Origin of the sequence: Neobacillus drentensis, assembly GCF_036965245.1 — a bacterium.
Taxonomy (GTDB): Bacteria; Bacillota; Bacilli; order Bacillales; family Cytobacillaceae; genus Neobacillus; species Neobacillus drentensis_G.
On record NZ_JBALPG010000072.1, the window covers coordinates 369 to 9,132 of the forward strand.

The window sequence follows — 8,764 nt, forward strand, 5'->3', positions numbered from 1 at the left end:
ATATAAGATAAACGTTAGGATTCCTAAGATTTTGCTAGTTATCAAATCCAAAATCTTTAAATGGGGTAGAAAGTCATTTTTTAGCCGATTTAGTTTTAGTCATCGTTCGAATTATTTACAGAAGTCTATTACTATGTAGAAAATCAAGTTACTCTTTATAAACAGGAGGCAAAAGATGCAAGAGACATTACATGAATTATTCTACATTCAAACAGTTATTTGGTTGTTGCCCGTCATTTTTATGTTCCATGCCTTAGAAGAGATCATAACAGTTGAAAGTTTTATGACCAAGTACAAAAACAGAGTTCCGAAAACTTTCCTCGCCAAACTTTCGTTTGTCATTAGAAAAAAATTGAGTGCGAAATCTGCCCAACATTCTATTATGATTGCATGGATTTTGCTTATTATTTCATTTATCACATTTATGACCGCCTATCATATTCCAACCGGGGAAAACTTTCTCCTGTTTACTGCTGTAATAAATATATTTTTTTTACAGGCCTTTTCTCATATTGGTCAGACTATCATTTTCCGTGGTTATACACCTGGTGTCGTAACGGCGCTATTTATGGTAATTCCTTATTCTCTTCTTACCTATTACCGCTTGATAGAATTGAGTCTTATAGACAGACATTTACTATTTAAAAGTATTCCCATCACCATTTTATTGGTACCAATTTTTCTTATAGGGAATCTTTTAGGGAGACGATTAATCCGCTAATCAATTTCATCCAATAAATCAGCTAGATAATCTAGGGTATTGCAAACATTCCGCTAAATTTCAACACTAAAAAAACCCTTAATATCTTGCTTCAACACGGAGAACTTATACACTAGTTACTTTATATAGCTCTGCAATGTAAAAACACACAATTTTTCAGAATGAAATATCGTGTGTCTTAAAATAAGTTATTTGAATCGTTTAGGTGAAGTATTCCAATTTAGCATTTGGAAAAAACTTTTCCATGTAGGAATAAAGGTGATTTTTTATCTCCTCTTCATCCTCTTTTTGATAAATATATTTACCGATGCCGTATTTCCCCCACTTATACCTTCTTGAAGACTCATCTAATTCTAATTTTGTCATCGGGTAGTTTTTTTCAATCACTCGCTTAGCCGGCTTCGTGAACCGATGTTGAATAAACTCAAATGTGATATCGTCCCTTGCAACCATTGGTAATTCTGCTTCAAGTCGTTCAAACAAATGAAGATATCCTTCCTTCCAGCCTTCATGAAGATAGATGGGTGCCACAATGAATCCTAATGGATAACCGGCTCTTGCCACTTTTCCAGCTGCCTCGATCCGCTTTTCTAACGGAGAGGTCCCAGGCTCAAAATTCTTTATTACATAATCCGCGTTTACACTAAAGCGAAATCTCGTTTTTCCATTATGTTCCGCATCAAGTAAATGATCGACAAAATGAAATTTTGTGACAAAACGCAGCTTGCCAAGCTCTGATTTCCCAAAATGCTCAATAGCCCGCTTTAACGTGTGCGTCAGATGATCGAGTCCGACAATATCAGATGTACAGGATGCTTCAAATCTTGTGATTTCTGGCGCCCGTTCCTCCATATAACGATCAGCAGCATCTAAAATATCTTCTACATTTACGTATGTACGAATGTAAGGCTTCGAGCCCATCGTCGTTTGCAAATAACAATAATGGCAATGACCCATACAACCTGTTGCAAAAGGGATTGCATATTCAGCTGAAGGCTTTGATGTATCAAACTTAAGTGTTTTTCTTATACCAACTACTAGTGTTGACTTTGCAATTCTATACCTTTGAAAGTCAGTATCCCCAGGAAGGTTTCTGACTTGATTATGCGAAGTAGTATAACGAATTTCTACATCCATTTTTTCAAACTTTTCCTTAAGTTCCTGCCCAAGTGGATATTTCAAAGCATCTGGTTCAAAGTAAACGAGCTGTGGCATAAATGGTTTATTCATCTGATAATCCCCATTCTATTCTTATCCAAAATACTGTTCATAGGCCTTCATCGCATCAGCTTCACTTGTGTAAACAGCCATTTCGTTTGTTAGAGGGTAATAGGTTTCATATAGAAATATAGCCAATTCACCAGGATTGTCGGGATTATTCACAACGGCCGCTTCTTGAACATTTGCAACGTCCTGTGTATGAGGATTACGATAAAAGACATACACAACATCCCCTGGATTTTGGGAGACATACTCAGGATTTACTTCCATTCCTTTCACCATCCTTTAAATGTCCTTATTTTTATCACGGAAAAAACGCCACAAAGGGCGTGAAGTAGTTAATTATAATGAAGGCTTGTCAGCTTTATTTGTTAGCATCTCAACGTTTGAATTAGGTTGTCCGTAACCGGTAACCTTTCCTGCATGTTCCTCATGGTATTTCGATCCTGAACCCGGTTGATTGCCGGATTTCCCTTTTTGTATTTCGCCATTAGTACGTTGCTGGTTTGACAATATAAGCACCTCCTTCGTTCATTAGGTTTTGTTACATCCCTGAAGTTATTCGAAGCATAATAAAATGAATAAAAAAAACATTTTCCAATTCCTCATTGACAGCTAGGTATTTTATTCTTTTTATAGTTAAGAATAGTAACTGACCTTTCATACAGGAGTGAAGTAAAAATGATTCTATTACAAACTGAAATTGAAGGAAAAAGAGCGTATTTTGGGGCAGTTCGTGATATTTTTCATTCTTACGGATGTAGTTTTTGCAGTAATTTTGATTTTGACCAAGGGAAATTCGACGCATTGTTATGGCGTGATGGAGGAGAGTCTATTTACCTAAGAGTCCCTATTTATGTTTTAGATGGGGCTTTAGATCATTCCAGTACATTGATTGAGTTTGGAAAACCTTTTGTCATCAAGCATGTTGTCAACATTGGGCTAGATCATGATGAAAACTCATTTTTAACGGGTACTACTGGGCTTGATCAATTTCAAAAACCATTGGATACTGACGACTATATCTATGATAAAAGCAGATGGACGAAAGCCGGTGAAGAGGCAATCCAACAAGTCTTTAGTTCAATCAATGGATTATTAGTTTCCTAATGACACTTAATGAAAACATCAGCGAAAAAGCACCTCTAGGTGCTTTTTCTTACGATTTTAATTCATCTTGTGAAGTAGCTGTTGTAAATAATGAACATGCTCTCTATCTTTATCTAATATCTCTTCGATTAATTGCCGGCTTTCATGATCTAAATCCCCTCTTACGATTTCCTCCGACACTCGAATTCCATAATAGCTCTCACCCTTTAATACACTTTCCATAATTCCAACAGAGGTATCAGGAATCATAAATTGGCTAAAAAAACCTTGAACTGATCCAATCAAACCTTCATCATCTACCGGTGTTCCTCCCAGATTTTGAATCCTTTCGGCAACTTTTAAGGCGTGGTTTTTATGTTCTTGTTGAATCCTTTGAAATTCCTTCTTTACGTTAGGGTCTGTTAATTTTTGAATATGGTGTTCATATGCATGGATACCCATATATTGTCCCTTTAAAAATTGATTTAATGTTTTGACGACATCATTACCTACCATCATGAACCACTCCTTCATTTATGTAATCTTTTTTTATCAAGTCAGTGAATTTCTTACAGTTTATTTGTCTTGCTTTAGTAGAAAATAAAATGAAACCAATCCATAGGAGGACAATAAATGAACAATCAAGATTTAAAAGAAAAGGTTGTTAACATCATTTCTAACCACAGAACGGGTACCCTGGCATCGGTTGAAAATAATAAGCCTCATTCACGTTATATGACGTTTTACAACGAGGACTTAACATTATATACACCAACGAAAAAGGACACGGAAAAGATTGATGAAATTAAAAATAATCCATATGTTTCGGTATTGCTTGGTTATGAAGAGAAAGGACAAAGTGATGCCTTTGTTGAAATATTAGGCACTTCATCTATTAATGATACACAATCTTTGAAGGATCAATTCTGGGAAGAATCGTTTAATAATTGGTTTGATGGCCCCAATGATCCGAACTACGTATTTCTTGAAATACAGCCTGAAACAGTCCGCATCTTTAACCTAAACGATGAACCACCACAAGAATTCACATTAAAAAACTATTAGTAAATAAATTACTTATTGGCTCTTCCTATCAATTTAAATGAAAAGAAGAGCCATCAATAATTTCCACATCATCCCTCGTCCTAATCTCGTCCATTAAATGAAAAAGGGCTTCGTCTTTTCTTTTTGCCTCAATCATGCAGTCAATTTGCCTAACGCTGCCTTTAATTTCATTTAAAAACCGAAAAAACATTTCCACATCAACAAAATCCGCATGATGACGAAATGCTTTTTGGCTTTTTGGACTGGAAATATGCATTTTTACGGGAAGAGGAGAATGCCTCCACGTTTGGATGACCCGGTTCCAATGAACTTCCCAATCAGGATTTCGATGGTAAGCAAGGTGATGATGATAATCGAAAACAAGAGGAATATCCAGTTTTTCACATAAGTAAAGAGTATCCTCTAGCGTAAATGAAGTATCGTCATTTTCAAGCATAATCATTTTTTGAATCGATCTCGGAACGACCATCCAATTATCTATAAAACGTTCCAGCGATACATCCGTCTCTTTATAATTACCTCCCACATGCATGACACAGCGATGAGTAGGTTCAATTCCCATCCCTTTTAATAATAAATAATGCATCTTCAACGTTTGGATGGAATTTATTAAAATCTCTTTCTTCATGGAATTAATGAGAACAAAGTGATCCGGATGAAAATCAATTCTCATATTGTTTTCTTTGGCAAAATCGCCAATCTCACGCAGCAGTTTATGCAGTGGCTTCAGATAATTCCAATCAAGAAGTTCTTCATGGTTAGCCAGAGGGATTAGACGAGAAGATAAACGATAAAAATGGATGTCAGATGCTGCATTATGTTTTAGAATTCTTAGTGTATTTTGTAAATTTAATAACGAAATACGTTCCAATTTGCGAATAGCAGCTTCCCGGTCATCAATTTTCTGAAATTGCGTAAATGTCATTGTTTGTGAGGGAGATGCATTTTTTAATTCAATGCTCATTGCTACATAACCGAGACGAACAATCGTCATTTTTCCCACCTCATTCCAAAGTAGTTGATCTTCCCATCACCATTCCACCTCTCCGCTTGATATACGTTTGACTCCCCGAATAGAAGCGATCTCTTCTATGAGTTTCAACATAGCAAGGTTTTTCTGCTTGGCTTCGATCATAATGTCAAAATCCCGATCAAGCGCCTTTGCCATTTTTAAGAACGGGAGGATAAAATCTAATGAGACAAAATCAGCATGTGAACGATAAGCTTGGTCTGACTTTGGTGAGGAAATGTGGACTTTCGGAACTGTAGAAAAGCTATTCCATGTATTAAATATGCGTGGTAAATAATGTGAGAGGTCACCCTCTCCTTTATTCGCCATATAGTGATGGTAATCAAGAATCATTGGAACCTTTTCTTTTTCACAAGTAATCAGTGTTTCCTCTACATTATAGGTCTTATCATCATTTTCAAGTGTTACGTGTTTTTTAATAGTATGGGGCAACTTTTTAAAATTCTGATGGAATCGTTTTAATGAGGTATCTTTATCCCCATACGCTCCGCCAATATGAATATTGATAATACCCCTTTCTAGTGCGTTCATCGCTTCGAGCATTTTAAAATGATATTCCATATCCTTCACTGCATTCATGGTCACTTCTTCCCGTGGACTCGTAAAAAGTGTAAATTGGTTTGGATGAAAGCTTGGGCGAAGTTTAAATTGTCGGATTAGCTGCCCCAGTTTTTCCCACTCGGTTCTGAACGGAGTAACGAAATCCCACATCACTTCCGGATGGGTTGCCAAAGGGACAAATGAACTTGAAAAGCGATATAAGCTGATTTCATGGGCGATATTATAATGCAAAATTCTTTTTGTATGCTGTAAATTTTGTGCTGTTACAGATTTTAGTTTGTCCATTCGCTCCATTTTAGAAAGAGCTGAATAGCGAGCAAAGGTCAAAGTTTTGGAAGGGCTTGCGTCCCATAAACCCAATGCATTGGCTACATAGCCAAAACGGATTTTCATCTATTTTTCTCCTTTTTTTAATACCGTAAAAACAGAAACGACTTTTCTCCACATTTAAAGTTTTATTTTGATCTAATTATTTTTTTTTTAACATAAACTTCCTAATGTATACTTTTAACGAAAGGATTGGTTTCGGATTAGCATGTTAAATGCCGCAAAATTAAGTACCAAGTATTTGCCCTTTACCACTGAATATCTGCCTGTAGATGGTCGAAAGTATACCTTAACACATTCTGATGTTACTGGAGAATTATTTTTAAGTATCGGCAATCATTATGACCTTCCTTCGATAAACTTAAAAATCCGAGATGAGGTTTTAGCAAAATGGGCCTCACAAAATAGGCAGTTTATATTTCAAGGCAAAGTCTATGTAAGTGGAGGAGAATTCGATGAACGCTCCTCTATGCAACGCTTTATGATTTTCCAAAGAGAAATGAAACTTGCCTTAACTGCTATTTTTTACGGTGATCGTAGATTTTTTAGCTTTTATCCACGACTGCTGGATTCCTCCATCTTTATTTATTTCGAATCAATCTTTCCACAATATAATCAAGTTCTTTACTATGGTACCCCACGTCAATATTTAGATTCCATCTTTTTCCCAGACGTTACTAAGTGATTTATTTAAAATCTTTTTCAAATAAAAGGGCCGATTGTGGATAACAGATTTGAATTTTTAAATAACTTCGTAGATTTAAAACAACATTATTTTGTTGAAACCAAAGATCTGCAATACAAAACGGTCACTTTTTGAGTGGTTATTTTTGATATTTAAATTCAATACAGAACTGGTCTTCCGTTAACTTATCCAATCGAATACAATAGGAAATGGTGACGGAACACATTTTAAAATACATAGATTTTAAGTTTACAGAACACCATTAAAGAATGAAGGATGCTAATTGACTACCCAAAAAATAAAAAGAGAAGAACAAGTTGTAACCGTCAAATAGTTTTGAACACCTTTTGCCATTTTATTTTGAACACTTTTGATATTTCCCCACATATTCATTTGGTAAGAGTGGGGAAATTTGGGCACTTTCCTTTCCGAAAATGGTGGTTCGATGTTTAATCCTATAGCTGTCATTTTCCTAAAGCTGAATAACCTCAACCATATGGAGTAAACGGTCCAGTAAAGCTGTAGAAATTCCCTGTTCCCATCAATTCACCCCATTCCTTTTTAACTATCTTAATAAGTTGTTAAGGGCATCTTAATGATAGGGACTCATAAAATAGTATTTATCTATTATTAATAGTCAATATTATTTAATAAACTCCATCTTCCAATTAATGAATTCGTTTTCGGCATTTTTTTCATATTTCATGTTAGCATCAAACTTATTACCTTTTTTGCTTGTTAATCCTTTCACTGTTACAACTCCATTTTTCAAAAGAGTTTTCACCATCGTTTTAGAAGGTTTTTTCTTCATCGAAGCTAGAAATTTATCATTCTTCCAAATAACAAACTTACATCCATTTTTCCAATGCTACAACCAAACCCTTTTTGTCCTTCGATAACTCCACTTCCGCAAGCAGGGCATTTTCCTAATACTTCGATTTTCTTCTTTTCCCTAGTCACTTCATTGATGATTACTTGTTGTTCATTTTTAATTTTTTCAACTGCATCAGTCGTAAATTCAAAGATTGTATTTAGAAAATCTTGCTTTGTAAATTTTTGTTTTTCGATATCAGATAATGTTTTTTCTAAGCGACCTGTAAATTCTAAATCAAATACTTCCTATATAGGGAAGGTTTCTACTAATTTAATAGCTAGTTCCGTGCTAAGTAAATTTTTATTTTGAACTGTAATATAGCCGACATCTTTTAATTTTTTGATTGTTTCAGCTCTCGTAGCCGGAGGTTCCGATACTAAAGTCACTTTGAATAGAACCCATCATTTCTTCACTTTCCTGATCATCATGCCCTTTACCACATGTTTCCATCACTCTTTGTAATGTTTTTTCTGTATGATGTTTAGGTGGCTTCGTAATGTGAGAAGTCAGTTTATACAGTGAAAATCTTCTGTGGGTTGCTTTCCCCAATAACCTTTTAGGTAGTTTTTATAACGATTTAAAGTCATCCTGCTCTAAATGGACTATATAAAATTTCTACTGTGTCTATAATTTCATACAACTTTTAATGGAAAACGTGATAATCTTAAAGAATCATAAGTTTCATTAACATTAATAAACAAAATGTTAAATTCAATGAATTTCATCCCAATGATACATATATAGTTAATAATTGCTGAAAATTTTCAGGGGGTTCCACAGTATAATTGATCGTTCTCTCCACATTAACACCCATTCTAAAAGACTCTCCAATTTTCAGAAAAGGCTCTCCAACTTACGGAAAAAGCGCTCCAACTTGCGGTATTAAATTAATTAGGGAAATAAGGTTTGGTGCAATATCAATGGGGAAACGTCTATACACACTCTCCTATAGACACATACACTATTTTGTATTAAAAAAATGATGAGGAGAGATAAAAGTGGATACTAAGCCCTATGTAAGTCCTAACATGATGCCTAACGTAATGCCAAGTAAACCGATGATAAGTCCGAATGTCATGCCAGTACAGCAGACTATGCCAACGAATGTTTTACCAAATATACCCCATATAGCACCACAAGTTTACCATCCGCCAAGTTGTTACCCAAGTTATCCGATGTTTGATCCGTGCT

Annotated in this window: 10 protein-coding genes and 3 pseudogenes; 5 read left to right on the forward strand and 8 right to left on the reverse strand. The window is 35.2% G+C overall.

The window, feature by feature from the left end:
- The first annotated feature begins 175 nt into the window (after positions 1 to 175).
- A complete protein-coding gene (locus tag V7150_RS15895; protein WP_335520203.1) occupies positions 176 to 721 on the forward strand; it encodes an HXXEE domain-containing protein in 546 nt (181 codons plus the stop codon).
- Positions 722 to 922: 201 nt separating this feature from the next.
- On the opposite strand, the gene splB is transcribed toward V7150_RS15895, so the two are convergent.
- From splB to V7150_RS15910, 3 genes are all read right to left on the reverse strand, one after another.
- Positions 923 to 1,951, reverse strand: a complete 1,029-nt coding sequence (splB, locus tag V7150_RS15900; RefSeq protein ID WP_335520206.1) for a spore photoproduct lyase — start codon at positions 1,949 to 1,951, stop codon at positions 923 to 925.
- Between the two features lie 21 nt (positions 1,952 to 1,972).
- The gene (locus V7150_RS15905) at positions 1,973 to 2,212 is read right to left on the reverse strand and encodes a transcriptional regulator SplA domain-containing protein (protein ID WP_335520229.1); all 240 of its coding nucleotides are present in this window, start codon (positions 2,210 to 2,212) and stop codon (positions 1,973 to 1,975) included.
- A 72-nt stretch (positions 2,213 to 2,284) separates the two neighbouring features.
- Positions 2,285 to 2,455: a hypothetical protein gene (locus V7150_RS15910; protein ID WP_335520209.1), complete on the reverse strand. Its 171-nt coding sequence runs from the start codon at positions 2,453 to 2,455 to the stop codon at positions 2,285 to 2,287.
- Between the two features lie 168 nt (positions 2,456 to 2,623).
- Here V7150_RS15910 and V7150_RS15915 point away from each other — a divergent pair, with 168 nt between their 5' ends.
- On the forward strand, positions 2,624 to 3,052 hold the full coding sequence (locus tag V7150_RS15915) for a YugN family protein (RefSeq protein ID WP_335520213.1): 429 nt from the start codon (positions 2,624 to 2,626) through the stop codon (positions 3,050 to 3,052).
- Between the two features lie 57 nt (positions 3,053 to 3,109).
- Here V7150_RS15915 and V7150_RS15920 read toward each other — a convergent pair whose 3' ends face one another.
- Positions 3,110 to 3,547, reverse strand: a complete 438-nt coding sequence (locus V7150_RS15920) for a ferritin-like domain-containing protein (protein WP_335520215.1) — start codon at positions 3,545 to 3,547, stop codon at positions 3,110 to 3,112.
- 117 nt (positions 3,548 to 3,664) lie between these two features.
- Here V7150_RS15920 and V7150_RS15925 point away from each other — a divergent pair, with 117 nt between their 5' ends.
- Entirely contained in the window at positions 3,665 to 4,096 is a 432-nt protein-coding gene (locus tag V7150_RS15925) for a pyridoxamine 5'-phosphate oxidase family protein (RefSeq protein WP_335520218.1), read from the forward strand.
- Positions 4,097 to 4,124: 28 nt separating this feature from the next.
- On the opposite strand, the gene uvsE (V7150_RS15930) is transcribed toward V7150_RS15925, so the two are convergent.
- Entirely contained in the window at positions 4,125 to 5,090 is a 966-nt protein-coding gene (gene uvsE / locus V7150_RS15930) for a UV DNA damage repair endonuclease UvsE (RefSeq protein WP_335520221.1), read from the reverse strand.
- Between the two features lie 36 nt (positions 5,091 to 5,126).
- Positions 5,127 to 6,080, reverse strand: a complete 954-nt coding sequence (gene uvsE, locus V7150_RS15935; RefSeq protein WP_335520222.1) for a UV DNA damage repair endonuclease UvsE — start codon at positions 6,078 to 6,080, stop codon at positions 5,127 to 5,129.
- 142 nt (positions 6,081 to 6,222) lie between these two features.
- Here uvsE (V7150_RS15935) and V7150_RS15940 point away from each other — a divergent pair, with 142 nt between their 5' ends.
- Positions 6,223 to 6,699 carry a staygreen family protein gene (locus tag V7150_RS15940; protein ID WP_335520224.1) on the forward strand — a complete coding sequence of 159 codons (477 nt, stop codon included), beginning with the start codon at positions 6,223 to 6,225 and terminating at the stop codon, positions 6,697 to 6,699.
- 355 nt (positions 6,700 to 7,054) lie between these two features.
- On the opposite strand, the pseudogene V7150_RS26715 reads toward V7150_RS15940, so the two are convergent.
- Together V7150_RS26715 and V7150_RS15945 are read right to left on the reverse strand one after the other, a co-directional pair.
- Positions 7,055 to 7,259: pseudogene (locus V7150_RS26715) on the reverse strand (ATP-binding protein); the annotation flags it as partial.
- An 83-nt stretch (positions 7,260 to 7,342) separates the two neighbouring features.
- Positions 7,343 to 8,086 (reverse strand): annotated as a pseudogene (locus V7150_RS15945) (DNA topoisomerase); the annotation flags it as partial.
- A 485-nt stretch (positions 8,087 to 8,571) separates the two neighbouring features.
- Between V7150_RS15945 and V7150_RS15950 the strand changes: the two are divergent.
- Positions 8,572 to 8,764 (forward strand): annotated as a pseudogene (locus V7150_RS15950) (hypothetical protein); the annotation flags it as partial.

What these genes read in the sequence shown, in the direction of transcription:
- splB (WP_335520206.1), bottom strand. Translation starts at nt 1,951, where the DNA reads ATGAATAAACCATTTATGCCACAGCTCGTTTACTTTGAACCAGATGCT.
- V7150_RS15915 (WP_335520213.1), top strand. Translation starts at nt 2,624, where the DNA reads ATGATTCTATTACAAACTGAAATTGAAGGAAAAAGAGCGTATTTTGGG.
- V7150_RS15925 (WP_335520218.1), top strand. Translation starts at nt 3,665, where the DNA reads ATGAACAATCAAGATTTAAAAGAAAAGGTTGTTAACATCATTTCTAAC.
- uvsE (WP_335520221.1), bottom strand. Translation starts at nt 5,090, where the DNA reads ATGACGATTGTTCGTCTCGGTTATGTAGCAATGAGCATTGAATTAAAA.
- V7150_RS15940 (WP_335520224.1), top strand. Translation starts at nt 6,223, where the DNA reads ATGTTAAATGCCGCAAAATTAAGTACCAAGTATTTGCCCTTTACCACT.
- uvsE (WP_335520222.1), bottom strand. Translation starts at nt 6,080, where the DNA reads ATGAAAATCCGTTTTGGCTATGTAGCCAATGCATTGGGTTTATGGGAC.
- V7150_RS15920 (WP_335520215.1), bottom strand. Translation starts at nt 3,547, where the DNA reads ATGGTAGGTAATGATGTCGTCAAAACATTAAATCAATTTTTAAAGGGA.
- V7150_RS15895 (WP_335520203.1), top strand. Translation starts at nt 176, where the DNA reads ATGCAAGAGACATTACATGAATTATTCTACATTCAAACAGTTATTTGG.
- V7150_RS15905 (WP_335520229.1), bottom strand. Translation starts at nt 2,212, where the DNA reads ATGGAAGTAAATCCTGAGTATGTCTCCCAAAATCCAGGGGATGTTGTG.